This window comes from Pseudonocardia sp. P-1 (genome assembly GCF_058111925.1).
This window is the reverse complement of sequence record NZ_CM176614.1, coordinates 4,709,656-4,734,729: the sequence shown is the minus strand read 5'-3', so window position 1 is coordinate 4,734,729 and position 25,074 is coordinate 4,709,656. Positions and strand designations below refer to the sequence as shown.

At 73.4% G+C, this 25,074-nt stretch carries 22 protein-coding genes and 1 pseudogene; 12 read left to right on the top strand and 11 right to left on the bottom strand.

The window, feature by feature from the left end:
• Window positions 1-444, top strand: a complete 444-nt coding sequence (locus AC0GKK_RS23290; RefSeq protein WP_489882517.1) for a DUF3632 domain-containing protein — start codon at window positions 1-3, stop codon at window positions 442-444.
• A gap of 92 nt (window positions 445-536) precedes the next feature.
• Window positions 537-1,028, top strand: coding sequence for an inorganic diphosphatase (locus AC0GKK_RS23285; RefSeq protein WP_489882516.1), 492 nt, complete (start codon window positions 537-539; stop codon window positions 1,026-1,028).
• 9 nt (window positions 1,029-1,037) lie between these two features.
• Here AC0GKK_RS23285 and AC0GKK_RS23280 read toward each other — a convergent pair whose 3' ends face one another.
• Complete coding sequence (locus AC0GKK_RS23280; RefSeq protein WP_489882515.1) at window positions 1,038-2,186, bottom strand: MmpS family transport accessory protein; 1,149 nt, start codon at window positions 2,184-2,186, stop codon at window positions 1,038-1,040.
• Window positions 2,187-2,455: 269 nt separating this feature from the next.
• On the opposite strand from AC0GKK_RS23280, the gene rraA reads away from it, so the two are divergent.
• Together rraA and AC0GKK_RS23270 are read left to right on the top strand one after the other, a co-directional pair.
• Window positions 2,456-2,953, top strand: coding sequence for a ribonuclease E activity regulator RraA (gene rraA, locus AC0GKK_RS23275; RefSeq protein ID WP_489882514.1), 498 nt, complete (start codon window positions 2,456-2,458; stop codon window positions 2,951-2,953).
• A gap of 24 nt (window positions 2,954-2,977) precedes the next feature.
• A complete protein-coding gene (locus AC0GKK_RS23270; RefSeq protein WP_489882513.1) occupies window positions 2,978-3,265 on the top strand; it encodes a hypothetical protein in 288 nt (95 codons plus the stop codon).
• 6 nt (window positions 3,266-3,271) lie between these two features.
• On the opposite strand, the gene AC0GKK_RS23265 is transcribed toward AC0GKK_RS23270, so the two are convergent.
• Window positions 3,272-3,880 carry a TetR/AcrR family transcriptional regulator gene (locus tag AC0GKK_RS23265; protein ID WP_357439812.1) on the bottom strand — a complete coding sequence of 203 codons (609 nt, stop codon included), beginning with the start codon at window positions 3,878-3,880 and terminating at the stop codon, window positions 3,272-3,274.
• A 77-nt stretch (window positions 3,881-3,957) separates the two neighbouring features.
• Between AC0GKK_RS23265 and AC0GKK_RS23260 the strand changes: the two genes are divergently transcribed.
• The 6 genes from AC0GKK_RS23260 (at window position 3,958) to AC0GKK_RS23235 (ending at window position 10,364) form a co-directional block, all read left to right on the top strand.
• A complete protein-coding gene (locus AC0GKK_RS23260) occupies window positions 3,958-4,806 on the top strand; it encodes an SDR family NAD(P)-dependent oxidoreductase (protein WP_357439815.1) in 849 nt (282 codons plus the stop codon).
• Window positions 4,807-5,043: 237 nt separating this feature from the next.
• A complete protein-coding gene (locus tag AC0GKK_RS23255) occupies window positions 5,044-6,225 on the top strand; it encodes a cytochrome P450 (protein ID WP_224401891.1) in 1,182 nt (393 codons plus the stop codon).
• Window positions 6,222-7,637: an MFS transporter gene (locus AC0GKK_RS23250; protein ID WP_357439818.1), complete on the top strand. Its 1,416-nt coding sequence runs from the start codon at window positions 6,222-6,224 to the stop codon at window positions 7,635-7,637. The genes AC0GKK_RS23255 and AC0GKK_RS23250 overlap by 4 nt, the downstream gene beginning before the upstream one ends.
• Window positions 7,634-8,425 (top strand): SDR family NAD(P)-dependent oxidoreductase, encoded by a 792-nt coding sequence (locus tag AC0GKK_RS23245; RefSeq protein ID WP_489882512.1) that lies wholly within the window; start codon window positions 7,634-7,636, stop codon window positions 8,423-8,425. The genes AC0GKK_RS23250 and AC0GKK_RS23245 overlap by 4 nt, the downstream gene beginning before the upstream one ends.
• Window positions 8,422-9,777 (top strand): UbiD family decarboxylase, encoded by a 1,356-nt coding sequence (locus AC0GKK_RS23240; protein WP_489882511.1) that lies wholly within the window; start codon window positions 8,422-8,424, stop codon window positions 9,775-9,777. Before AC0GKK_RS23245 ends, AC0GKK_RS23240 begins: the two co-directional genes overlap by 4 nt.
• Window positions 9,774-10,364 carry a UbiX family flavin prenyltransferase gene (locus AC0GKK_RS23235; protein WP_224401887.1) on the top strand — a complete coding sequence of 197 codons (591 nt, stop codon included), beginning with the start codon at window positions 9,774-9,776 and terminating at the stop codon, window positions 10,362-10,364. Before AC0GKK_RS23240 ends, AC0GKK_RS23235 begins: the two co-directional genes overlap by 4 nt.
• 24 nt (window positions 10,365-10,388) lie before the next feature.
• On the opposite strand, the gene AC0GKK_RS23230 is transcribed toward AC0GKK_RS23235, so the two are convergent.
• The 7 genes from AC0GKK_RS23230 to AC0GKK_RS23200 are packed head-to-tail and all read right to left on the bottom strand — an operon-like array spanning window position 10,389 to window position 19,492.
• Window positions 10,389-11,261, bottom strand: coding sequence for a LysR family transcriptional regulator (locus AC0GKK_RS23230; protein WP_357439826.1), 873 nt, complete (start codon window positions 11,259-11,261; stop codon window positions 10,389-10,391).
• 55 nt (window positions 11,262-11,316) lie between these two features.
• Window positions 11,317-12,627, bottom strand: coding sequence for a benzoate/H(+) symporter BenE family transporter (locus tag AC0GKK_RS23225; protein WP_489882510.1), 1,311 nt, complete (start codon window positions 12,625-12,627; stop codon window positions 11,317-11,319).
• Window positions 12,628-12,673: 46 nt separating this feature from the next.
• Window positions 12,674-13,915, bottom strand: coding sequence for a 2Fe-2S iron-sulfur cluster-binding protein (locus AC0GKK_RS23220; RefSeq protein ID WP_489882509.1), 1,242 nt, complete (start codon window positions 13,913-13,915; stop codon window positions 12,674-12,676).
• Complete coding sequence (locus AC0GKK_RS23215) at window positions 13,912-14,778, bottom strand: FAD binding domain-containing protein (RefSeq protein WP_357547240.1); 867 nt, start codon at window positions 14,776-14,778, stop codon at window positions 13,912-13,914. The genes AC0GKK_RS23220 and AC0GKK_RS23215 overlap by 4 nt, the downstream gene beginning before the upstream one ends.
• Window positions 14,778-15,557, bottom strand: coding sequence for an enoyl-CoA hydratase/isomerase family protein (locus AC0GKK_RS23210; RefSeq protein ID WP_489882508.1), 780 nt, complete (start codon window positions 15,555-15,557; stop codon window positions 14,778-14,780). The genes AC0GKK_RS23215 and AC0GKK_RS23210 overlap by 1 nt, the downstream gene beginning before the upstream one ends.
• Window position 15,558: 1 nt before the next feature.
• Window positions 15,559-17,988, bottom strand: coding sequence for a xanthine dehydrogenase family protein molybdopterin-binding subunit (locus AC0GKK_RS23205; protein ID WP_489882507.1), 2,430 nt, complete (start codon window positions 17,986-17,988; stop codon window positions 15,559-15,561).
• The gene (locus AC0GKK_RS23200; RefSeq protein WP_489882506.1) at window positions 17,981-19,492 is read right to left on the bottom strand and encodes a class I adenylate-forming enzyme family protein; all 1,512 of its coding nucleotides are present in this window, start codon (window positions 19,490-19,492) and stop codon (window positions 17,981-17,983) included. The genes AC0GKK_RS23205 and AC0GKK_RS23200 overlap by 8 nt, the downstream gene beginning before the upstream one ends.
• A gap of 227 nt (window positions 19,493-19,719) precedes the next feature.
• Between AC0GKK_RS23200 and AC0GKK_RS23195 the strand changes: the two genes are divergently transcribed.
• Entirely contained in the window at window positions 19,720-20,286 is a 567-nt protein-coding gene (locus tag AC0GKK_RS23195; protein ID WP_062396568.1) for a PadR family transcriptional regulator, read from the top strand.
• Window positions 20,287-20,431: 145 nt separating this feature from the next.
• Here AC0GKK_RS23195 and AC0GKK_RS23190 read toward each other — a convergent pair whose 3' ends face one another.
• The gene (locus AC0GKK_RS23190) at window positions 20,432-22,087 is read right to left on the bottom strand and encodes a BCCT family transporter (RefSeq protein ID WP_489882505.1); all 1,656 of its coding nucleotides are present in this window, start codon (window positions 22,085-22,087) and stop codon (window positions 20,432-20,434) included.
• Between the two features lie 395 nt (window positions 22,088-22,482).
• Complete coding sequence (locus AC0GKK_RS23185; RefSeq protein WP_489882504.1) at window positions 22,483-23,298, bottom strand: GAF and ANTAR domain-containing protein; 816 nt, start codon at window positions 23,296-23,298, stop codon at window positions 22,483-22,485.
• A 409-nt stretch (window positions 23,299-23,707) separates the two neighbouring features.
• Between AC0GKK_RS23185 and AC0GKK_RS23180 the strand changes: the two are divergent.
• A pseudogene (locus AC0GKK_RS23180) lies at window positions 23,708-24,978 on the top strand (IS3 family transposase).
• Window positions 24,979-25,074: the final 96 nt, after the last annotated feature.

Here is a 25,074-nt window from a genome sequence, read left to right as displayed (position 1 = left end):
ATGGCGGAGGACGCGGTCCTGTTCCGGGACGTGGTGGCCGACCTCATCGGCGGACGGGCGAACCGGGACACCGCGGTGGCCCGGTTCGCCGCGCCGTTCCGGGCCCGGCGGGACGACCTGGAAGACGGTCTGGAGGAACTGGCCTGGACCGGGTTCGGCGAGGTCGCCGCCGCGGCCCGCACCGTCGCCGTCCACGACGCCCTCGTCGCACTGCTCACCGGAGTCCGTGATCTCGGCCCCCTGACCGGTGCCGACGACGCCGTGCGCACCGTGTGGACCCGACGACTGTTCACCGACCTGCCGTGCCTGGGGCCGCAGCTGCGCGATTCCCTGGACGTGTACCCGGACGACTACCCGGCACTGTTCGCCTTCGCCCGACGGTTGACCCGGGCCGGGCTCGGCGACTTCTCCGCATGGGAGTCGTGGGAGCGGAATCGCTCCTGACCCGGCCGTCCGGCGCGCCGGGACGTGCATCGGGGCGGCCGACCGTGTACTGACTGAACCTGCCGTTCCGCCGCCGCGTCGAGGAGGACCCCGTGGAGTTCGACATGCTGGTCGAGGTGCCGAAGGGCAGCCGCAACAAGTACGAGGTGGACCACGAGTCCGGGCGCATCCGGCTCGACCGGACGCTGTTCACCGCCACGCAGTACCCGGGCGACTACGGCTTCGTCGAGGACACCCTCGGGGAGGACGGCGACCCGCTCGACGCCCTGCTCGTCAGCACCGGCGAGCCGCTGTTCCCCGGCGTCCTCGTGCTCGTGCGCACCATCGGCATGTTCCGGATGACCGACGAGGCGGGCGGCGACGACAAGCTGCTCTGCGTCCCGGCCCACGACCCCCGCCTGGAGAACCTGCGCGACATCCATCACCTGCCCGAGTTCCACCGCCGGGAGATCCAGCACTTCTTCGAGATCTACAAGGACCTGGAGCCGGGCAAGAGCGTCGAGGGCGCCGACTGGGCGAACCGGGCCGCGGCCGAGGCCGAGCTGGAGGCGTCGCGGAAGCGGTTCCGGGAGACGCCGCACTGAGCACCGCCGTCAGCGGCGTCCGTTGCAGGACACCGCGGAGTAGTCGCCGTCGGCCGACTCCTCGGAGATCACGGCGCCGTCGACGAGGATCCGGCAGGAGAGCTCGCCGGACCCGCCTGCGGCGGTGACCGAGTAGTCGGTGGGCTCGCCGGCGGCCGGGGCGGTGCGCTCCCACGGCACGTCCGCGCCGGAGACCTGGGCGACCGAGGTGCCGCGGCCGAACGTGATCGTGACCCCCGAGCCGGACCCGGTGACCTCGTAGGTGATCTGGGCCGCCGCGGGCGCCGTGGGTGCCGCGGACACCTCGGTGGCCGGGACGACGCCGGGCTGGCCGCCACCGGTCGACGCACCGAACGCGACCGAACCCTCGCGCCACGCCGCCGGGGTCTCGTCCTCGGTGCCACCGAACACGGCGAGCCCGATCGGCACGGCCGCGGCAGCCGCCGCGGCGACCCCGACGACCCACGGCCATCTGCGGCGACGGGTGCCCTCCTGCACGGCGCGGCGGCGTCCGCGGCGCGGCGGGTCCTCGACGTCCTCGGGACCGGGGGCCGGGTCGGTGTCCGCTCCGTCCCCGTCGGGACCGAGGTCGAGGTCGCGCGGGTCGTACCCGAGGTCGTGCGGGTCCACCGGCCCTGCCCGGCCGTCGCGGGGGTCGGGGCCCGGTCCGGTCTCCGGGCCGTCCCACGGGGCGGGGGCGTCGCCGGGACCGGCGACCGCGAACCCGTCCACGCCGTAGGGCCCGGCGTCGCGCTCCTCGGCCCGACGTCGTCCGCCGTGCCGGGGACGCCCGCCGTGGTCGTACCCGGGCGGCGACGCGACCGCCGGCGGCCGGCGCACCGGGAGCGGCCGGGGCGGAGTCGTCGCGCTCGGGCGCGGCTCGCCGGTATACGGGCTCTCGGGGTACGGATCGGCCGAGGGCGCGTCCGGTCCGGGAGTCTCCGGTGCGCGACGACGCCCGCGCCGGGAGCCGTGGTCGGTCCGGTCCGCTCCTGGTCGGGCCAGATCGTCACGCTCCGTGATCGACCGGGGACGTCCGCGGGGCGCGACCGGCCGGGGCTCGGGCTCCCGGACGGACGGGAAGACGATCCCGGCGACGAGGTCCTCGGGCGAGAGGTCCCGGGCCGCCGCCTCGACGACGTCGTCGGAACGGTCCATCACCTCGACCGATCGGCGTCGTCCACGTCGGGTCACCGGGGACGACTCGTCCCCGAGCACCCAGCGACCCGAGTCCGGGTCCCATCTCGGTCCTGGCACGACGCCCTCCTTTGGTAGCCGTGCCGATTCAACGATTCGGACGCGCGCCGGTTACGGAGCGCGGTCACGGTCACAGAGCGGGGGTCCCGTTCGGCCGCTCCGTCGTCCCGTTCGGACGCGCCGGGACCCGCACGCTGACACCGGGCCCGGTCCGGGCGAGAGTGGGCACCATGTCGATCGACCCGCAGTTCCTCCTGGGCCGCCGTACCACCGCCGACCTCGCCGACGACCTCGGCGACGCCGTCCGCTCCTGCGACGTCCAGTTCCGCTCCTTCGGCGCACACTCCCGTTTCGCCGGTCCCGTGCGGACCGTGCGGTGCGAGAACGACAACGCCCTGCTCCGCGCCACGCTCGACGGCCCCGGTGACGGAGCCGTCCTGGTCGTCGACGGCGGCGGCTCGACCCACTGCGCGCTCATCGGCGATGTCATCGCGGGCCTGGCGGTGGCGAACGGCTGGGCCGGGATCGTCGTCAACGGGGTCGTCCGCGACACCGTGGCACTCGCCGCGCTCCCCCTCGGCCTCAAGGCGCTGGGCACGAATCCCCGCAAGAGCAGCAAGACCGGGGCCGGGGAGGTCGACGGCACCGTGACGCTCGGCGGGGTCGACTTCACCCCGGGCGAGATCCTCTACTCCGACGAGGACGGGATCGTCGTCGTCGCGCCGTGAGGTGCCGACGGCTACCGTCGACCCATGAGCGCCAAGTCCGACTCCCGGCTCGCCGAGTTCCTGCGCCGGGTGGAGGCGAGCGGCGGCGACGCCGCTCCGGCCGCCGTCGTCTTCGGGACGGGCGAGGTCTCCGAGGTGCAGGAGTCGATCGCGCTGCAGTTCGCCGCGACCGTCCGGGAGCTCGGCCACGTGGAGCCCGCCGGCGGGCCGGACGGCGACCTGCGACGGGTGCGGCTCACCCCCGCGGGCCGGGACTGGCTCGCGGAGTACGACCGGACGGCTCCGACGCTGCACCCCCGCTTCTCCTCCTAGGGGTACTCAGGGCGAGAGCGCGCGACAGCCGCGCCGGACGACGGCGTCGGCGTAGGCGTGGTCCAGCGCCCCGGTCCGCAGCTGCCACCGGTGGAAGAGCGGCGCGACGAACAGCTCGAACGCCTCGACGTCCCCCACGGAGCCGTCGATGTGGCCGGTGGCCCTCGCCGTCGCGAACCGCCGGGCGAACAGGGTGATCTGCGGGGCGAAGACCTCCTCCAGCACCTGCGCACCGACCGCGGTGTCGACGAGCGCCTCGACGCACAGCGCCCGCAGCAGCGCGTCCCATGCGGGCACCGCGAGCTCGTCGACGACCGCGCGCAGCACCACGGAGAGGTCGGCCTGCAGGTCACCGGTGTCCGGGATCCCCCCGTCGCCGACGGCCGCGCGCGCGTTGCGGTGGGCCACGGCGTCGACCAGCAGGGCACCCCGGTGGCGCCACCGCCGGTAGAGCGTGGCCTTGCCGACGCCGGCACGTGCCGCGATCGCCTCCATCGTCACCTGCGGGTACGGCAGCTCCACCGCCAGTGCCAGGGCCGCCTCGAGCGCGGCCGTACGCGCCCGTTCGGAGCGGCCGGTCGGCACCGGCGGTCGGTCACGGCCGTCGTCATCCACACGATCAGGATAGCAATCGAAACGGAACGTTCCGTATCGTAGTTGTCATGAGTGTGCGTCGCGACGAGGAGAGTCCCGTGACCGAACGACCCGTGTGGTTCGTGACGGGCGCCGGCCGCGGGCTGGGCCGGGCCCTGACGCAGGCCGCGCTCGCCGCCGGCGAGCGGGTGGTGGCGACCGTCCGGCAGGCCGACGCGCTCGCCGACCTGCGTACGGAGTTCCCGTCGGCGTTGCACGTCGCGACGGCGGACGTCCGCGACCGGGACGCGGTCCGGGCCGCGGTCTCGGCCGGTGTCGCGCGGTTCGGGCGTCTCGACGTCGTCGTCAACAACGCCGGCTACGGCCTCGTCGGAGCGGTCGAGGAGGCCGGCGAGGAGGAGGCGCGCGACATCGTGGACACGAACCTGCTGGGACCGCTGTGGGTCGCCCAGGCGGTGCTGCCCCATCTCCGCGCCCGCGGTGCGGGACACATCGTCCAGATCTCCACGACCGGCGCGGTCGGCGCCATGCCGACCCTGGGTCTGTACAACGCGGGCAAGTGGGGGCTGGAGGGCTTCTCCCAGGCGCTCGCCGGTGAGGTGGCCCGGTTCGGCGTCCGCGTCACCGTGGCCCAGCTCGGCGGGTTCGACACGGACTGGGCCGGCCCGGGGATGCACTTCGCGACCCCGTCGCCCGCCTACGACGACCTGCGGCGCGAGCTGTTCGGGACGGCCGAGGTGCCGTGGCGGGCCGAGGGGCCGCTCGGGGCGCCCGTCGCGGAGGCGGTCGACGCCCTGCGCCGGCACGTCCACGCGCCCGACGGCCCGTTCCGGCTCCTGGTCGGGGCGGACGCCCCCGACCAGGTCACCGCCGCACTGCGGGCCCGCTGCGAGGACTACGCCGAGGACGACCGCTTCGTCTGGCCGGCTCCGGTCGCCACGCCCTGACCCACCGGGGCCGGCCTCCTGCCGGTCGTCGACGGATCGTCCGGCCGGGACCGGCTCGCCCGGTGGGTCCCGCACGGCGGTCCCGCACGGGCCGCACCCGCACCCGGTGGTCGGGACCTGGCCGGACGACTATCGCTGGCATAGCCAGCTGCGCATCGTCGGGCGGCGCTCTGCCGCGCAGACTCGGGGCACACCGCGCCAGCGGGGTGGAGAGCCGAGGATAGAGAAGAGGCAACGGTGCCCGACAACAGTCCGCGCGAGGTCCTCCCGCACTTCGATCCGCACGATCCCGGTCTGTCCCCCGAGCGCGCCTACGCGACCTACGCGCAGCTGCGCCGACACTGCCCGGTCTCGCACGGCGAGCGCCACGGCGGCTACTGGTCGATCTCGCGGTACGCCGACGTCCGCGACGCCGCTACCGACCACACGACCTACTCCTCGACCGGCGGCGTCTACCTGCCCCCGGTGTCCGGGAGCCGGTTCCCCCCGATCGACCACGATCCGCCCGAACACGCCGGGTTCCGCGAGCTCATCGCGCCGCTGACCAGCGGCGCCGCGGCGAAGACGATGGAACCGGCGGTCCGCGCCATCGCCGAGCGCCTCGTCGACGGGTTCGCCGGACGGGGCCGCGCCGAACTCGCCGCCGAACTCGCCACTCCGCTTCCGCTGGAGGTCATCACCCGGCTCTACGACCTGGGTCCGGAGGACACCGAGGAGATCCGCGGCTACTCCGAGGAGTTCCTGACCCACGCCTCCGGCTCCCGCGGCCCGGAGATCATCGACCGGGTGTGCCGGTACTGGGTCGGCCTGTTCGCCGACCGGCGCGAGAACCCACGCGAGGACTTCCTCACCGGACTCGTCGAGGCCAACCGCGAGCTCGGGGCGACCGACGACGAGCTCGCCAACATGATGTTCATCCTGACCTACGCCGGGCACGACTCCACGGCGCTCGGTCTGGGCAACACCCTGTTGTACCTGGCCGAGCATCCGGATGTGCAGCAGCGGCTGCTCGACGAGCCGAAGCTGATCCCTTCCATGATCGACGAGATCCTGCGCCACGAGACCCCGCTGCACTGGTTCCCGCGACAGCTCACGGCCGACACCTGCCTGCACGGTCAGCAGATGAAGGCGGGCGAACGGGTGCTGCTGCTGTTCGCCTCGGCCAACCGCGATCCCGAGGTCTTCGACCGCGCCGACGAGATCGTCATCGACCGGCGGCCGAACCGGCACCTCGCGTTCGGCGCCGGGATCCACACCTGCCCCGGGATGGCCCTGGCCAAGCTCGAGATCCGCACGGCGGTCCAGGTCGTGCTGGAGCGCATCCCCGGGTTCCGGGTGGACGGCGACGTCGAGCGGACCGACCCGCTCGAGGGCGGAGGGCGCCACCTCGGCGTCCGGCGGCTGCCGGTGACCTGGTGAGCGCGGCCGTTCCCGGCCCGGCCCCGGTCCCCGCGCCGACGACCCGTCAGATGGTCACCGCGGGCACCGCGTCCACGGTCGGCTTCGCGTTCGATCTGTTCGACCTGTTCATCCTGCTCTACGTGGCCTCCACGGTGGGCCCCCTGTTCTTCCCCACCGACAGCCCCACACTCACGCTCGCGGCCACGTTCGCCTCGTTCGGGGTGAGCCTGGTGATGCGCCCGCTGGGCGGGGCGGTGTTCGGCCGCTACGCCGACCGGCACGGCCGCAAGCGGACCATGCTGGTCACCGTGGGCGGCGTCGGTCTGGCGACCGCCCTGATGGGCACGCTGCCGACCTACGCCGCCATCGGTGTCGCCGCACCGCTGGTGTTCGTCGCGCTGCGCCTGGTGCAGGGCCTGCTCGTCGGCGGCGTCGTCGCCTCGACCCACACCCTCGGCACCGAGACGGTGCCCCAGCGCTGGCGCGGCCTGGTCTCCGGGCTGGTCGCCGGCGGCGGGCCCGGGCTCGGCGCCGTCATCGCGTCGCTGGTGTTCCTGGCCGTGTCCTCGGCCTTCCCCGGCCCCGCGTTCGACGTGTGGGGCTGGCGGATCATGTTCTTCACCGGGTTGGTGGCCTCGCTGGCGAGCCTCGCGTTCTTCCGGCTGCTCGAGGAGTCCCCGGTGTGGGCCGCCGCGCGGGCGCGGGCCGCCGGTGCGGCCCCGGAGCCGCCGGCCAGGGCCCGGGACCTGCCCACGGCGGTGCGGCCGCGGACGCTGGTCGCGGCCACCGCACTGGTGATCGGCGCGGGCGCGCAGTACTACCTCACCTCGGGCTACCTGCCCACGTTCCTGGCCGAGATCAACCAGCTGCCGGCGGGCGCGCGTGGGCTGCTGCTGGTCTGGACCAGCCTGGCCATCCTGCCGATCGCGTTGCTGGCCGGGCACGCCTCCGAACGGTTCGGCCGTCGCCCGGTGTTCCTGGCCACCGGCATCGTGAACCTGGTGGCACTGCCGCTGCTCGCGCTGGCCATGGGTGGGCTGGGGCCGGACGACACCGGGGCGTTGCTCGGTTACGGCCTGATGATCACCATGCTGGCCAACGCCCCCATCGCCGCGGTGCCGATCTTCCTGAACGAGCTGTTCCCGACCCGGTTGCGTGCGACCGCGACCGCCCTGATCTGGAACGGCGGGTTCGCCATCGGCGGGCTGACCACCACGTTCGTCAGCCTGGCCAGCCCGACCGTCCCGGACATCCCCGGCCGGCTGGCGCTGTTCCTGGCCGTGGTCGTCGCGCTGTTCCTGCTCGGGGCGGCGTTCGTCCCCGAGACGCGCGGCGCGCTCGACCGCGAGGACCCGCGCGACGCCGCTCCCAGTCCGTCACCCACCGCCGCGGCCGACCGGCCGGAGTCCCTCCCGGGAGGATCACGATGAACACGCACGAGAAGAGCAGCGGCGAGCACCTGGGCCGCACCGTCCTCGTCACCGGCGCCGGCGGCGGGATCGGCGGCGACTACGTCGCCGCGTTCGCGGCGGCGGGCGCGAACGTCGTGGCCACCGACGTCGCCGGGGCCGCCGACGCGGGGCTCGCCCTGGCCGACGAGGTGAGCTCCGCCGGCGCGGGGAAGGTCGTGTTCGTGACGGCCGACGTCACCTCCGACGCCGACTGGGAGACCGTCGTCGCCACCGCGGGCGCCGAGTTCGGCGGGATCGACGCGCTGGTCAACAACGCCGCGATCTACCAGGGACTGGGCACCAAGTCGCACCTGACCGAGCTCACCACCGAGTCCTGGGACCGGGTGCTGACGGTCAACGTGCGCGGGACCTGGCAGGCGATCAGAGCGGTGACCCCGGCCATGCGCGCCCGCGGCGGCGGACGGATCGTCAACATCTCCTCCACCGTGGCGCGGATGGGTGCGCCCGGGTTCGCGCACTACGTGGCGTCCAAGGCGGCCGTGGACGGGCTCACACGGGCCGCAGCACGTGAGCTCGGATCCGACGCGATCACCGTCAACGGCGTCGCGCCCGGCCTGGTCAGCGACGCCGCCAGCCGGACGCTCAACACCGGCGACTACATCGCCGCGGCGGCGAAGGGACGGGCGCTGGGCCGCGAGATGACCCCGGGCGACCTCGTCGGCGCCGTCATGTGGCTGGCCTCGCCGTCGTCCGGGTTCGTCACCGGCCAGACCGTCGTCGTCGACGGCGGTGGGGTGTTCACGTGAGCTCCGACCTGCGTTCCTGGCTCGACGTGCTCGACGGCCGCGGCGAGCTCGCCCGGCTGAGGTCCCCGATCGACCCGGACCAGGACGTCGCCGCGGTACTGACCCGTGCCGACGGGCGGCGCGCCGTCCGGTTCGGCGACGTGATCGGCGCGGAGTTCCCGCTGGTGGGGAACACCGTGCCGAGCCGGACGCACCTCGGCCTGGTACTGGGCTGCGAACCGGCCGGGGTGGCCGACCGCTTCGCCGCCGCCCTGGACGCCCCGGAGCGCTGCCCGGAGGTGGAGGCGTCCGGGGCCCCGGTGCTGGCGAACCGCATGCACGGCGACCGGATGCTCTCGGCGCTGCCGCTGACCCGTCAGCACTCCGAGGACGGCGGCAGGTACCTGACCTCGGCGCTGCTGGCGGTCCGCGACCCGGTCAGCGGGCGGATGAACCTCTCGATCAACCGGCTGCTGGCCGCGGGCGAGCGGGAGCTGCGTGCGCTGCTGCTGCCCGGGCGGCTGCGGAGGATCTTCACCGAGGCCGAGGCGGCGGGTCACGACCTCGACGTCGCCCTGGTGGTCGGGGTGCACCCGGCGCTCGTACTCGCCAGCCAGTCCCCCGCCGACCGCGAGCTCGACGACTACGCCGTGGCCAACGCGCTGGCCCCTCCGGTCGAGCTGGTCGCCGCCCCGACCGTGGACGCGCTGGTGCCGGCCCGGGCGGAGTTCGTGCTGGAGGGCCGCTTCCGGGCCGGACGCCGCGAGGCCGAGGGTCCGTTCGGGGAGTATCCGCGCACCTACGGTCCCGGCGGCCCCGCCCCGGTGATCGAGCTGCTGGACGGCTGGCACCGTGACGACGCGGTGTTCCAGACGATCCTCTCCGGCGGCCGCGAGCACTTCTACGCCGGCGGCGTGCCGCGCGAGGCGGCCTGCCTGCGGGCCCTGCGCCGGGCCGGGCTGGACGTGGCGGCGCTGCGGCTGCCCGAGTCCGGCTCGTGCCGGCTCACCGCCGTCGTCGCGCTCCGCGGGCCCACGCCAGGAGCGCCGACCACCGCGATGATGACGCTGTTCCTCACCGCGTCCACGATCAAGCAGGTCACCGTCGTCGACGACGACGTGGACATCACCGACGACGAGCAGGTGGCCTGGGCGGTGGCCACCCGGACCCAACCCGACCGGGACCTGCTGGTGGTGCCGAACGCGAAGGGCAGCAGCCTGGATCCCTCGGCCGAGCAGGGGCTCACCGCGAAGCTGGGCCTCGACGCCACCGTCCCGGCCGCCGACCGGGACCGCTACCGGCAGATGACGGTGGCCCCGGCCGACCCGTCGGCTCTCGAGCGCCATCTCGCGGAGCTGGGGGACCTCCGATGAGACGCATCATCGTCGCGCTCACCGGGGCGTCCGGGGCGGTGTACGGGATCCGGGCGCTGGAGCTGCTGCGCGAGGTGCCCGACGTCGAGACGCACCTGGTGCTGACGAAGGCGGCGCGGGCGACCATCGGCTACGAGACGGACCACAGCGTCGCCGACGTGCGCGCACTCGCCGACGTCGTGCACTCCGACGGCGACCTGGGCGCGCCGATCTCCTCCGGCTCGTTCCGCACGGCCGGGATGCTGGTGGCGCCCTGCAGCGTGAAGACGCTGTCCGGGATCGCCGCCAGCTACGACGAGTCGCTCGTGGTGCGGGCCGCGGACGTGGTGCTCAAGGAGCGCAGGCGCCTGGTGCTCCTGTTGCGGGAGACCCCGTTGCACGCCGGCCACCTACGGCTGATGTCCGAGGTCACCGCCTCCGGCGCGATCGTGATGCCGCCGGTGCCCGCCTTCTACGCACACCCGCACAGCGTCGCCGACATCGTCGAGCACACCACCGGCCGGGCGCTCGACCTCCTGGACGTCGACACCGACGCGGTCGCCCGCTGGACCGGCGAGCGGGACGGACGAGCTGTCGTGCACCGGTAGCGGACACGCGGCCGAGCTCCGCCCTCACTCGCGCGCCGTGCGCAGCAGCAACCGGCGGAACGCCTGTACCGGCGGGGACACGTGCGCGCTGGCCCGCGACACCACGCCCAGTTCACGGAACGCACAGGAGTCGGCGATCGGGACCGTGGGGCCGTCGCCCGCGGCCATCCTCGGCAGCAGCGCGACCCCCATGCCGGCGGCCACCATCCCGTGCACGATCGCCAACTGTCCGGTCTCCAGTACCACCCGTGGGCGGACACCGGCCTCGGCCAGCAACTGATCGGCGAGGTCGCGCAGGCCGTACCCGGTACGCATCCCGACGAGATCCTCGCCGGCCAGCTCGGCGAGCGCGACCTCCGCTCGGCCGGCCAGCCGGTGCGCGGCAGGAACCAGCACGAGCACCGGCTCGCGGACCAGCACGTCGACGCACAGTCCGCTCAGGGTCAGCGGCATCCGGGTCATCGCCAGGTCCAGTTCCCCGGAGCGCACGAGCTGCTCGAACTCCCGGGAGATGTCGTGCTCGACGATCCGCACCCCGACCAGCGGGTGCGCGCGCCGGAACCGGGCCAGCACCTCGGGCAGCATCCGCGCGCCGATGCTGGGCAACACGCCGACCCGGACCTCACCCTCGCGCAGACCGCTGACCTCGGCCACCCGTTCCCGGCCGCGTTGGAGTTCGGCGAGCGCGATCTCCGTGTGCTCGAGCAGCGCGGATCCGGCCGCGGTCAGCACGATGTGCCGGCCGGTCCGCTCGAACAGCCGAGCGCCGACGTCCTGCTCCAGCTTGCGGATCTGCACCGACAACGACGGCTGGGACAGATACAGACGGGCGGCCGCGGAGGTGAAGCTCCCCTCGTGCGCGATCGTCACGAAGTACCGAAGTTGATGCAGTTCCACGGATCACCCCGGACCATCTGTTCCCTACCGTGTCACCGTGGCGGCGCGCACGCGTTCATCCGGCCTCGGACCGCACCCTGAAGTCACCCGGCTCGAGCACCGCGGAGATCGCGACCCCGGCGACGAGCGCCCAGAACGGGCTGGAGATCCCCAGCGGCGCGACCCCGCTCATCGCCACCACCAGGGCCGTGAGCGCACCGGTCCGGAACCGGCCCTCAGCGAACGCCCCCCGGAACGACGACACCAGCACCCCGATCATGGCGAGCCCCGCGACGACCGCCACCAGCTCGGTCGGCAGCGCCGTGACCGCGGTGACCGCGATCCCGGCGAGGACGCCGAACGCGATGAACAGCACGCCGTTGACGACGCTCGCGGCGTACCGGGCCTCGGGGTCCGGCCCGGCCTGCGGGCCCGAGCAGATCGCGGTCATCGGGCCCGCGACGTTGGCGTTGTGGCCGCCGGTCAGCGGGGCCAGCAGCCCGCCCACTCCGCTGACGACCGTCATCGCGTTGATCGGGGGCCGGTAGCCCTGGCTGAGCAGCACACCGTAGGCCTGGGCGTTCTCCGCGGCGATCACCAGGACCGCCAGCGGGATCCCGACGGCCAGGATCGCGGCGAGGTCGAACGTCGGCGCCACGAGCACCGGTGCCGTCCAGCCGTCGACGGCGGTGGCCTGCGAGGCGAAGCCGCCCGTGACCGCGGCCGCGGCCAGCCCGGCGACCAGCGCGCCGAGTGCGCCGGGCACCGCAGGGACGAACCGGGACAGCAGCAGGAACCCGGCCACCGCGGACGCGACGATCCAGGGCGCGGACTCGGCCGCGGTCACCACGCCGGTGCCGAAGCGGATCAGCGCCCCGGCGATCATCGCCATCACGATCGGCTGCGGCAGCCACCGGGACACGGTGCCGATCAGGCCGGACAGCCCGAGCACGAGCACGAGCAGTCCCGCGACGAGGAACGCGCCGACGACGGCGGAGAACGGGAACGTCCCCAGCGCCCCCACCACCAGGACGGCCCCCGGGATGGAGAAGGCACCGACGACCGGCATCCGGTAGCGCAGGGCGAGGAACAGCGAGATCAGGCCGCCGAAGACGTAGATCCCGAAGATCCACGACGCGATCAGCCGGCCGTCCAGCCCGTTCGCCGCGGCACCGTCGATCACGATCAGCGCCGGCCCGGTGCAGCCGAACACGGCCGCGACCACCCCGGCGCCGACCGTCGCGGGGTTCAGCCGCCGGGGCAGGCCGCGCAACCCGGACCGGATCCCCGGGCCGGGCTCGACCCGGCGGGTCGGCCGCGGCTCGGCCGGTGGGGTGGGCGGTGCGGCGGCCGGGCCCTCGGCGGGCTCGTCGGTCGGTGCGGTCATGGTGTCGCCTCCTTGCGATCACTCACGGGACGGGGAGCGACGACCGCTACCGGCGCCGCAGTGTGCGGACACGGGCGACACCGCGGCGGACGAGTGCCCGGGCGGTGTCCCGGACGGTCCCCAGCACCAGGCGCAGCTGCGCACCGCGGCCGGGCTCGGTGACCGACCCGGTCTCGGCGGCCTCGTCGACGCTCGTCGCGAACTGCTCGAACAGCCGTCGCGAGACGTCACCGGCCAACGCCCGGCCGAACTGCGCGACCCGGCCGGTGAGGTGGACGTCGGCGTGCGCGGTCAGGACCGTGCCACCGTCCGGCCCGGCCTCGGCCGCGAGCACGACGTCGGCCTGGGTGGCGCTGCCGCCGGCGTCGGCGCCCTGGGCGTGGAACCGCAGCCGGTGCGCGGCCGGGTCCCGCTCGACGACCTGGGCCAGGCCGTCGAAGGACAGCTTCACCGGGCCGAGCGCGACGACGGCGCGGCCCCGGTAGCGGTCGCCGTCGAGCACCTCGGTGAGCCGGGCACCGGGCAGGCAGCGCGCGAGCAGGTCGAAGTCGTTCAGCACCGCCCAGACCCGCTCGACCGGCTGCCGGAGCGCGCTGGTGACGTCGACGACCGCGGACGGCGGACCGGAGGGCAGCCGCACCTCCTGCGCGAGCGCCGCCGCCGGCACCTCCTCCGCGGGGGCTCCGGCGCCGCTGCCGCCACCGGTCCCCCGCCCGACCAGGGTGCGCGCGCCGCACGCCCGCGGCCCGGGGACGCCGTCCGGGTGGCGCTGCCGCACGTCGTCGACGGCCGCGAGGATCCCGCGGTAGCCGGTGCACCGGCAGAGCACACCGGACATCTGCTCGGGCAGCTCCTCGCTCTCCACCTCAGGGGTGTTGCTGAGCAGGTCGTAGCTGCTCATGAGCATCCCGGGGGTGCAGAACCCGCACTGCAGCGCGTGGTGGGCGGAGAACGCCTGCTGCAGCGGGTGCTGGTCCTCGGGGGTGCCCAGGCCCTCCACGGTCACGATCTCGGCGCCCTCGCACTGCACCGCGAACAGCAGGCAGGCGCGGGCGGCCTCGCCGTCGACGAGCACGGTGCACATGCCGCAGACGCCGTGCTCGCAGCCGAGGTGGGTGCCGGTGAGGCCGAGCTGCTCGCGCAGCACGTCACCGAGGTGTGCGCGGGGCGGCACGGTGACGGTCGTCGCGGTGCCGTTCACCGTCATCGTGATCCCGACGGTCTCGTCGGCGGCGACGCGGTCCCGCGGCTCCGCAGCACGTGTCCGCCTCGGCTCCACGGTGGTCATGAACGCTCCTTCCGGTCCCGGGCGCGGTGCAGCGCGCGGGACAGCTCGCGGGCGGCGAGGACCCCGAACAACCGGCGCCGGTAGCCGGTGGATCCGTGGGTGTCCCCGCCGGTGTCGACGACCTCGTCGGCCAGTGCGGCGGTGGCCGGGCGCAGGTCGTCCTCGTGCTCGGTGAGCAGCGGTGTCACGTCGCGGGTCACGGCCCGGTCGGAGACCCCGAACCCGGTCAGCCGGGCCTCGGTCACGGCGCCGTCGTGCCCGACCCGGACCCGGGTGACCACGCCGGCGAGCGCGAAGTCGCCGTGCCGGCGGGCGATCTCGGCGAACCCGAACCCCTCCCCCGGCCGGGCGTGCGGGAACGTCACCGCGACGACGACGTCCTCCGGCCCGGCCGCGGTGGTCATCGCGCCGGTCACGAACTCCTCGGCGGGCATGCTCCGCCGTCCGGCCGGTCCGGCCAGCTCGACCGTCGCCTGCGCGCAGCAGGCGACGGCGGGTAGCTCGGCGGCCGGGTCGGCGTGGGCGAGGCTGCCGCAGACGGTGCCCCGGCTGCGCAGCTCCCGGTGCCCGACGAACGGCATGGCCATCCCGATCAGCGGGACGGCGTGGGCGGCCCGGTCGTGCTCGACCGCGCGCTGCCGCACCGCCGCGCCGATCCGGTACCCGTCCCGGTCCGGTCCCGCCGACGTCAGCTCGGGCACGGCGGTGATGTCGACCAGGGTGCCGGGGCGGCCCAGGCGCATCGCGAGGACCGGCACCAGGGACTGGCCGCCGGCCAGCACCTTGCCGTCGCCGCCGGCGAGCTCGCCGAGCACGTCGTCGAGCCGGCCGGGGCGGACGTAGGCGAACGGTGCGGCCTTCATCAGCGGCCCGTGAAGTTCGGGGTGCGCTTCTCCCCGAAGGCCTTCACGCCCTCGGCGAAGTCCTCGGTCGCCCGCAGCATCGAGTAGGCCTTCCGCTCCAGCTCGATGCCGGTGTAGAGCGGGCCGTCGACGCCGCGGTCGAGGACCTCCTTGGCGGTGCGCAGCGCGGCCGGGGAGAAGCCGGCCATCTTCAGCGCCAGCGCGTCGACCTCGGCGTAGAGCGCGTCGCGGTCGTCGTACAGGCCGGCCAGGATGCCCCAGTCGAGCGCCTGCTGGGCCTGGATCCGGGTGGCGGTCATGATGTGGAACTTCGCCCGGGACAGCCCGATCAGCCGGGCCAGGCGCTGGGTGCCACCGGAGCCGGGGATCATGCCCAGGTTCATCTCCGGCAGCGCGAGCTGGGTACGCGGGGTGCCGAGCCGGATGTCGCAGGACAGCACCATCTCCAGCCCGACGCCGAAGCAGTAGCCGTCGATCGCGGCGATGACCGGCTTGGTGCTGCGGGCCGGGGCGGTGACGTCCTGGCCGAGGTCGGTGAGGTCGATCGGGTCGACCTCCATGAACCCGGCGATGTCGCCGCCGGAGGTGAAGTGCTGGCCGTCGGAGCGGACCACCACGACGCGGACCTGCGGGTCCCGGTCGATCTCGGCGAAGCGCTCGGCGACGAGCCTGCGCATCTCCATCGTGACGACCGTGTACTTGCCGTGGGACAGGGTCAGGTAGGCGACCCGCCCGTCGTGCTCGCGGGTCAGGACGACGTCGCCGCCGGTGAGTGCCATGTCAGGAGTTCTCCTTCTCGGTGAGCAGCTGGTGTAGTACCTCGCCGTGCAGCGGCAGGCGGGTGATGTCGATCCCGCGGGGTGCCAGCGCGTCGGCGACGGCGTTGGCGTAGGCCACGGGAAAGCTCATGGACGACCCCTCACCGCAGCCCTTGGCGCCGAGCGGGGTCAGCGGTGACGGGGTCACCACGTGGTCGGTACGCAGGTCGAACCCGGCCTCGGCGCTGGTCGGGCACAGGTAGTCGAGGAACGTCGCCGCCGTCGGCTGCCCGGAGTCGGCGTGGGTGAACTGCTCGTAGGCTGCGCCGCCGAGGCCGTGCACGAGCGCGCCGTAGACCTGGCCGTCGAGCAGGGTCTGGTCGAGGACGGTCCCGGCGTCGTGCACCGAGGACACCCGGTCGACCTCGATCTCCAGGGTGTCCGGGTCGATCCGCACCGCGACGATCTCGGCCACGAAGCCGTAGCAGAGCGAGGAGTTGATCCGGTCGTCCGCCGTGGCCGCGCGGGTCTCCCGCGGGGAGAACTCGGCCTCGGCGTAGAGCCGGGCGGGGACGCCGTCGGGCAGCGACGCCGGGTCCCAGTGCACGACGCCGGCGGCGTGCCGGAAGGCGACCGAACGGCCGTCCGGGTGGACGACCTTCCCGTCGAGCAGGGTCAGCTCGCCCGGGTCGGCCCCCTCCAGCAGCGTGGCCCCGGCCGCCTTCACCGTGGCGGCGATGGTGTCCGCGGCGGCGACGACCGCGCTCGTGACGAGCGGCGCGAACCGCGACGAGTACGACCCGGACGTGACCGTCCACGGGGTCGTCGCGGTGTCCATGTCGACGACCGCCCGTACCTGCGCGATCGGCAGCCCGAGCCGCTGCGCCGCGACCTTCCGCGCCACGGTGGCGTGGCCCTGGCCCTGCGGAACCGACCCGAGCAGCACGGTCACGATCCCCTGCAGGTCCACCGACATCCGGACGTGCTCGGTGGAGCCGGACTTGTCCCGGCCCGGCCTGCGGTCCTCGGCGGGGGTGGCCAGCCCGACGTAGCCGATGTTGGTGCCGGACGGGTCGACGACCAGGGCGGTGCCGATGCCGTAGAAGGCGCCCTCGGCCCGGGCCGCCTCCCGCCGGCGCTCCAGCTCGGCCAGGTCGGCGTTCTTCACGGCCAGGTCCAGCGCCGCGGCGTAGTCGCCGGAGTCGTACACGCCCCCGGTCGCCGTCTCGTGCGGGAACGCCGACACCAGGTTGCGGCGCCGCACCTCGACGACGTCGAGCCCGGTCGCCGCGGCGACCGCGTCCATCAGCCGCTCCAGCCCGAAGTAGAGCTGCTGGCCGCCGAAGCCGCGGTTCAGCCCGGTCGGCATGGTGTTCGTGACCACGGCGCGGGCCCGGATCTCGACGGCGTCGATGCGGTAGGGCCCGGTGATGTTGCCGTAGCAGCGGTAGAGCGTGGACGGCTCCGGCGGGCGCAGGTAGGCGCCGACGTTGTCGATCAGGTCGGTGCGCAGGGCCGTCACGGTGCCGTCGGCGTCGACCGCGGCGGAGAAGGTCATCGCCCGGTCCGCACCGGTGGAGCTCGCCATCAGGTGCTCGACGCGGTCCTCGGCCCACCGCACCGGCGTGCCGGAGTGCTTCGAGGCCAGCGCCATCAGCACCACGTACGGGTAGATGCCGGCCTTGATCCCGAAGCTGCCGCCGATGTCGGCGGGGACGTGCAGCCGCACCCGCGACGTCGGGATACCGAGCGCGCCGGCCATGACCGGGACCATCGAGAACGGTCCGTGGAAGTTCGCCCAGGCCTCGACCGAGGGGCCGGCGTCGCCCTCGTTCCACTGCGCGATGACCGAGTAGCACTCCATCGGCACCGAGGAGTAGCGCGGGAAGTCGTAGCGGCCGGTCACCACGTGCGCGGCGTCGCGGAACCGCTCCTCGACGGGGCCGAAGGAGAAGGTCCGGTCGGTGGCGACGTTGGACCCGGCGTCCTCGTGCAGCAGCGGCGCGTCCGGCTCCAGCGCGGCGCGGGCCGCGGTGACCGCACCCAGGTCGTCGTACTCGACGGCGACGAGCTCGGCGGCGTCCTCGGCGACGTAGCGGTCCGAGGCGACGACGACGGCGATCGGCTCGCCGACGAAGCGCACCTTGTCCACACCGGTGGGCAGGTAGGGCATCACCGCGCCGGTCGACAGGGGGAAGGGCCGCAGCGCGGCGCGCACCTCATCGGGGCCGATCACCGCCGCCACCCCCGGATGGGCCCGGGCGCGGCTCAGGTCGACCGAGCGCAGCCGGGCGTGCGGACGGGTGGAGCGCACGACGGTGGCGACCAGCGTGCCGGGCAGCGGGTCCAGGTCGTCGAGGAACGCGCCCCGGCCGGTGACCAGCGCGGCGTCCTCGTCCCGGCTGGGGACCCAGGTGCGGGCGGCCACGGACACATCGGACACATCAGACACGTGCTTCTCCCCTCAGGTCGTACTCGCCCGCGACGAGCGTGCGGCGCAGCGTCTTGCCGACCCCGGACCGCGGGATCGAGTCGACGGCGATCACCCGCTTCGGCCGCTTCAGCGACGGCAGCTGATCCCGGGCCCAGGCCAGGGCCTGCTCGGCCGCGGCCAGCGGGTCGGTCCCGCGGACGGGGACCACGAACGCGGTCACCGCGTGTCCCCAGCGCTCGTCGGGCAGCCCGACCACGCAGACGTCGTCGATGGCGGGACAGCGGGTCAGGACCGACTCGATCTCGTCCGGGTAGATGTTCTCGCCACCGGAGTTGATCATGTCGTCGGTGCGGCCGGAGACCCAGAGGTCGCCGTCGGAGTCGGCGACGGCGAGGTCACCGGTGTGGTACCACCCGTCCCGGATGGCCTTGGCGTTCGCGTCCGGCCGGTTCCGGTAGCCGCCGAAGGCCTCGGGCGAGGCCATCGAGACGATCACCTGACCCTGCGTCCCGCGCGGGACCTCCTCGTCGACCGGGGCGCCCGCGTCGGGCGCGATCAGCCGGACCCGGGAGAACAGCCCCGCCCGCCCGGCGCAGCCGGGCTTGGCGGCGACGTCGGGCCCGATGGTGAAGGTGTAGATCTCGGTCGAACCGAAGTGGTTGACGAACGAGGTGGGCGCGACCTGCTCGACCAGCTTCTCGGCGAGCGACGGGGTCATGGCGGCGCCGGCGTAGGCGAGGTTGTCGAGCGCACGGGCGTCCCCGAGCCGTCCGGTGCGCAGCAGCGACCAGTAGATCGTCGGCACCAGGTACAGGGAACCGACGTTCTCCTCGAGGATCAGCTGCATCGACTCGTCGGCGTCGAAGGCGGGCTGGCCCACCCACGTGCCGCCGACCACGACGGAGGCCAGCAGCGTGCGCAGGCCCATCGTGTGGAACAGCGGCATCACCCCGAGGGTCGCGACCCCCTGCCGCTGCCGGGTCTGCATCACGTGCGCGACCGCTGCCAGATGCTCGGCCCGGTGGGTACGCGGGACACCCTTCGGCTTCCCCGTGGTCCCCGACGTGTAGAGCATGACGCTGAGGTCCGACTCGTCCGGGACGACGCAGACCGCGTTGTCGAGCCGCTCGGCGAGCTCGTCGACGGCCGCCACGTCCCGCAGCAGGTCCCCCAGGCCGGCGGCGGCGACCCGCTCGGCGTGCGCGGCGTCGGCGACCACCAGGCGGACGTCGGCGTCGCCCAGGCAGTAGCCGAGCTCCTCGACCCCGAACCGGGTCGAGAGCGGCACCGAGACCGCGCCGAGCTTCTGCACGGCCAGGTGCAGGCTCGCGAGCTGCTCGCCACCGTGCATCACCAGGCCCACCCGGGCCCCCCGCTCCACGCCGAGGCTCCGCAGGGCTCCGGCCAGCCGGTCGGTCCGCGCGTCCCACTCCCGATAGGAGAGCCACCTGCCGGTTCCGCGTACCGCCGGCCGATCGGGGTTGCGCTCGACCGCCCATCGCAGCGTCGTCACCAGGTCCATCCGACCCCCTCGTCGTTAGTCTGTTTCAGACCATACGGTTCAGACTGTCAGAGGGGAAGCCCCGGATTCCACCGGCCTCGGGAGCGACCCCGTACGGCGGGCTCCGGTGTCAGGAGGGGCGGTCGCGGGTGGCGGGACGCACGTGCGAGGGTCGAGCCGCATCCGCGGATCGACGACCCGCCTCGTCTAGAGTCCGCGGAGCACCGGCCGGCACGAGAGGAGCGCGGATGCGACTGTCCACGACGTCGTATCTGGTCCTGGGCATGATCGCGTTGCGCGGGCCCTCGACGCCGTACGACCTGAAGCGCGCGGTCAGCCGCTCCGTCGGCTACTTCTGGCACTTCCCGCACGCGCAGCTGTACTCCGAGCCGGACCGGCTCGCCGACGCCGGCCTGCTCGCCCTCGACACCGAGGAGCACGGACGGCGGCGCAAGACCTACTCCCTGACCGACGAGGGCCGGGCGGCCCTGCGCGAGTGGCTGGCGGCGCCCACCGCCGAGCACTTCCAGATGCGCGACATCGCCGAGCTCAAGCTGTTCTTCAACGAGGCGGGATCCCCCGACGACGTCGGGAAGCTCGCCCGCGAGCAGATCCGCCAGCACGAGAGCCGGATCGCCGACTACGAGGACATGGTCGCCCGGCACGGCCGCGAGGAGTGGGCCGAGCCGCGCATGATCACGATCGAGCTGGGCCTGGAGATGGAGCACGCCGCGCTCAGGTTCTGGAGCGCGCTGGCGAACGACGACCTCGACCGGCTCCGTCGCGAGCGGGCCGAGCGCGACCCACGCGACTGAGCACCGGCCCTGCCGGGGGTCGTTCGCCCGCTCCGATCCGTGGGTCGGTGACCACCTGGTCCACCGCCGCGTCGACCGGGGCCCCGGTGAGCCCCGGACGACATCCGACCGGACACGGAGTCCGGGCCCGGCCGGATGTCGCGCGTCAGTCGGTCGGCGACGCAGGCCGTCCGGCGACGTCACGCGTGGCGGCCGTGCCATCCGTCCCGGTCCCGTCCACCGGCTGCTCGGAGAGATGCCCCCGCACCGTCACCATCCGGGGCGGGACCTCGGAACGGAGCCCGGCGACGAGCGCGAAGACCATCGCGAAGACCATGGTGAAGATCGGCAGCCCCACCACGGTGATCACCTGCTCCAGCGCATCCAGCGCGGCATCACCGCCCAGGACGATGAGCGCGGCGGCCAGTGCACCGATGGTGAGCCCCCAGAACACCCGCTGCCGGATCGGGCTGGGCCGGTCGTCGCCGGTGCAGAGCATGTCGACGACGAGGGCGGCCGAGTCCGCGGACGTCGCGAAGAACAATGCGACCACGACGACCGCGATTCCGGAGACGAGTGTCGCCGCCGGGAAGTTCTCGAAGAAGGCGAACATCGCGAGCGGCACACTGTCGGCGACGGCGGCCGAGATCGGCCCCCCGGCACCGCCGATGCCGTCGATCGCCATCGCCGACCAGCCGAAGATCACGAACCAGACGACCGTGAAGGTCGCCGGGGCCACGAGCACCCCGCCGACGAACTGGCGGATGGTGCGCCCCTTCGAGATGCGGGCGAGGAAGACCCCCATGAACGGGGCCCAGGTCACCGTCCACGCCCAGTAGAAGACGGTCCATCCGGCCTGCCAGCCCCAGCCGTCCTCGTCGGTGTAGGGGGCCAGGGAGTCGTTCCAGAACGACAGCCTCGGCAGGCTCGACAGGTAGAGCCCGGTCGTCTCGATCATCTGCCGGAGGAGGAAGACGGTCTCACCGGCCACGAGTACGAACAGCATCAGCCCCACCGCGAGTCCGATGTTGAGGTTCGACAGCCGACGGATCCCCTTGTCCAGCCCGACCGCGATCGACCCCGTCGCCACGAGGGTGAGGACGGTGATGACCGCCACCCGTACGCCGACGGAGTCCGGCACCCCCAGCAGCGCGCTCAGCCCGGCACTGATCTGCGAGGTGCCGAGGCCCAGCGACACCGCGACGCCGAACACCGTGCCGAGCACCGCGAAGATGTCGATCGTCCGCCCGATCGGGCCGTGGATCCGCTCCTTGAGGAACGGGTAGAACACCGACGAGACCCGCATCGGCAGGTCGTAGCGGTAGATGAAGTAGCCGAAGGCCAGCCCCGGCAGCGTGAAGATGGCCCAGGTGTGCAGGCTCAGGTGGTACAGCGCGAAGGACATCGCATCCTGCGCGGCCTGGGCGCTGTAGGGCTCGACACCGTCGACCGGGGGCGTCGTGAAGTGCGAGATCGGCTCCGCGACCCCCCAGAACATCAGGATGGTCCCGATCCCTCCGGCGAACAGCATCGTGAACCAGGACACGTTCGAGTAGGCGGGACGTGCGTCGTCACCGCCCAGGCGCAGGGTGCCGTAGCGACTCAGGGCCACCCAGATCAGGAACACGAGCCAGGTCGTCACCCCCATGACGAAGTACCAGCCGAGGTTCGTCGTGATCCACCCACGACCCGCGTCGAACGCCGCGCCGATGGGGCCCGGCGCGAGCAGCAGCACCACGAGGAAGGCGATTATCAGACCTGCAGACCAGAAGAAGATCTGCGGGTGGGTGCGCAGGCCGAACCTGCGCGCGAGCTCCTGCACGTCGCGCTCCTCCTCCGGCCGTCGACCGGTCCGCCCGATGGTGGTGTTCGCCTCGGGTCGTCGGAGGCAGAGCGGACGGCGACGGCACAGTGGCGCAAAGATGTCCGATATAGTCCTCGATGTCCACCTGTCGAGGGCTGCGCAGAGCGTCGCCGGACCATGCGCGGTGGGTGTGACCAGGAGTCATCTCGGCTCGGCAACGGTCTCACCGGATCAGCCGACCGGGCCCGGATCGGACCGCTCCGGGATGCCGGCGCAGGAGTACTCGCTTTTCAGCCGGGGCGGCTGTCGGAACTCAACCGCCCCGGCCTGGCCCTCGCACCGCCCCGGGGTCGATGCTCGGGATGCGACGCGTCTGCCCGCTGCACGGGTGCCCAAACGCCCGCCCGGGGCCGCTAGAGGGAGTCGATGTCCTGGGGACGCTCGGCGACCGTGCGGGCCAGGCGCGCCAGTTTCACGTTGATGTCCTGCGAGGTCCGGCGCAGCAGGTCGAACGCCTCGTCGGCGTCCAGCCCGCGGCGGGCCATCAGGATGCCCTTGGCCTGGCCGATGACGTCACGGGTCTCGATCGCCGTCCGCAGATGTGCCTGCTTGAGCTCCGCGGCCGAGATCGCGTCGGTGGTCGCCAGCGCGAGCGAGGCGTACCCGGCCAGGATGGTCAGGCGGTCGAGGTCCGCGCGGCCGAAGGCCTGCGGCTCGGAGGCGTACACGTTGAGCGCGCCCGGCAGCCGGGGCGGCCGGGCGTCGGGGAGCAGCTCGACCGCGGCCACCGAGAGGAACCCGTGACCCACTGCGGTCCCGGCCAGCTCGGGCCACCGCTCCTCGCGCCGCAGGTCGTCCGACACCGCGGACGCGGGGCCGTCCTCCCGGGCGGCGTCGACGCAGGGACCGCGACCACTGCGGTACTGCACGACGTCGATCTCCTCGGCCGGCCCGCCGGTGGACGCCGGTGTGTAGTAGTGGCCTTCGTCGTCGCGCATCGTCACGCTCGCCATCGCCGCCACGGGCACGACGCGTGTCACGGCGTCGAGCACCCGGTCCAGCACCTCGGCGACCGTCGCGCAGTCCAGGAGTGCCGGTGCGAGACGCCGGAACTGGTCGACGACGTCGGCGTCGTCGACCGTGGCGGCGTGCCGGGTGGGGGACGCGCCGTCGGCGCTGCGCTCCGACTCGTCCGGCGTTCCGATCAGCTCTGGCCTCGTCAGGTCCACCCGTCGGGGTGACCCGTCGTAGGCACGGCTAAACACCGCGACGGGACACGCGCCCGGGCGGTGTCCGCCACCGGCTTCCGTGCCCCGGGCCGTCGGAGCTCGGCCGGGTCGACGCGCCTGCACCTCGACCGGTCGGGACCCCTCCCGAGTGACATCCGGACCATGGCCGGCATGGATCGAGCAGAAGCACGCACGAACATCAGGTCGACGGTGAACGTCGACGAGTCGGACGTCGGTGCGGCTCCGGTCCGAGGCCGATGGGGTTGTGGATGGAGGGGCCGGGTTAGAGCGAGGTCCAGAGGGTCTCGGCGTCGACGACGCGGTGGTGCCGCCAGGTGAGTGCTCGCTCCACGGCGGCGTGAACCGCCCCGGCGTGTCGGGAGACTTGATCTTCTGAGGAGATGGAGTCATGACACGTCGTTCCCAGCCGCCGTATCCGCCGGAGTTGCGTGAGCGGGCGGTGCGCATGGTCGCCGAGGTCGAGTCGGACTACGACTCGCCGTGGGCGGCGATGAACGCCGTCGCCACCAAGCTCGGGGTCGGCACCGGGGAGACGGTGCGCAAGTGGGTCCGTCAAGCCGAGATCGACGGTGGTGTCCGGCCGGGCACCACCACTGAGGAGTCCGAGGAGGTCAAGCGGCTGCGCCGGGAGGTCGCGGAGCTCAAGCGGGCCAACGAGATCCTCAAGTCGGCTTTCTTCGCGGCCGAGATCGACCGGCCACACAAGCGTTGGTGAGGTTCATCGACCAGCACGCCGCCCGCTCCACGGTGGGACGGCGGTGGGGTGTCGCGTCGATCTGCGCCCAGCTCGCCGAGCTGGGCGTGGCGATCGCCCCGTCGACCTACTACGCCGCCCGCGCCGCGGCGTTGAGGGCCCCGAGCAGACAGCAGGTGCGTGACGAGGAACTGACCGCTCAGATCAGCAGGGTGTATGCCGAGAACTATGGCGTCTACGGCGCTCGGAAGGTCTGGATCCAGCTGGGCCGCGAGGGCATCGACGTCGCCCGATGCACGGTCGAGCAGCTGATGCGCGCGGCGGGGCTGGCCGGGGTCCGCCGCGGACGCCGGGTCCGCACCACGATCGACGGTGGTGGGCCGCGGGCCGGTGACCTGGTCGAGCGCCGGTTCGACCGGCCGGCCCCGGACCAGCTCTGGGTTACTGACTTCACCTACGTGCCGACGTGGTCGGGGATGGTCTACGTCGCCTTCGTCATCGATGCCTGTTCGCGGCGGATCCTGGGCTGGCGCGCGGCCACGTCGATGCGTACCGAGCTGGTGCTCGATGCCCTCGAACACGCGGTATGGACTCGCGCCCGACAGGGCCATAAGGACCTGTCCGGGCTGGTCGCACACTCGGATGCGGGGTCGCAATATCGGTCCATCGCCTACACCGAACGACTCGCCGCGGCCGGCGCGGCGCCCTCGGTCGGGTCGGTGGGCGACGCGTATGACAACGCGTTGGCGGAGTCGACGATCGGGCTGTTCAAGACCGAGCTGATCAAGCCGAGAGGTCCGTGGCGCACGGTCGAGCAGGTCGAGATCGCCACCCTCGAGTACGTCGACTAGTTCAACCACCGACGGCTGCACTCCGCTGCCGCGGACCTGCCCCCGGCCGAGCTGGAGGCCGCGCACTACCGTCAACACATCGGCCAGCCCGAGTCAGAGCACTCAACCCGATAGCTCTCCGGACACGCCGGGGCGGTTCATCGGCGAGCAGGTTGAGCGCGCGGCTGGACACGGTCATCCCAGACGGGTAGGACAACACCTTGAAGCTCC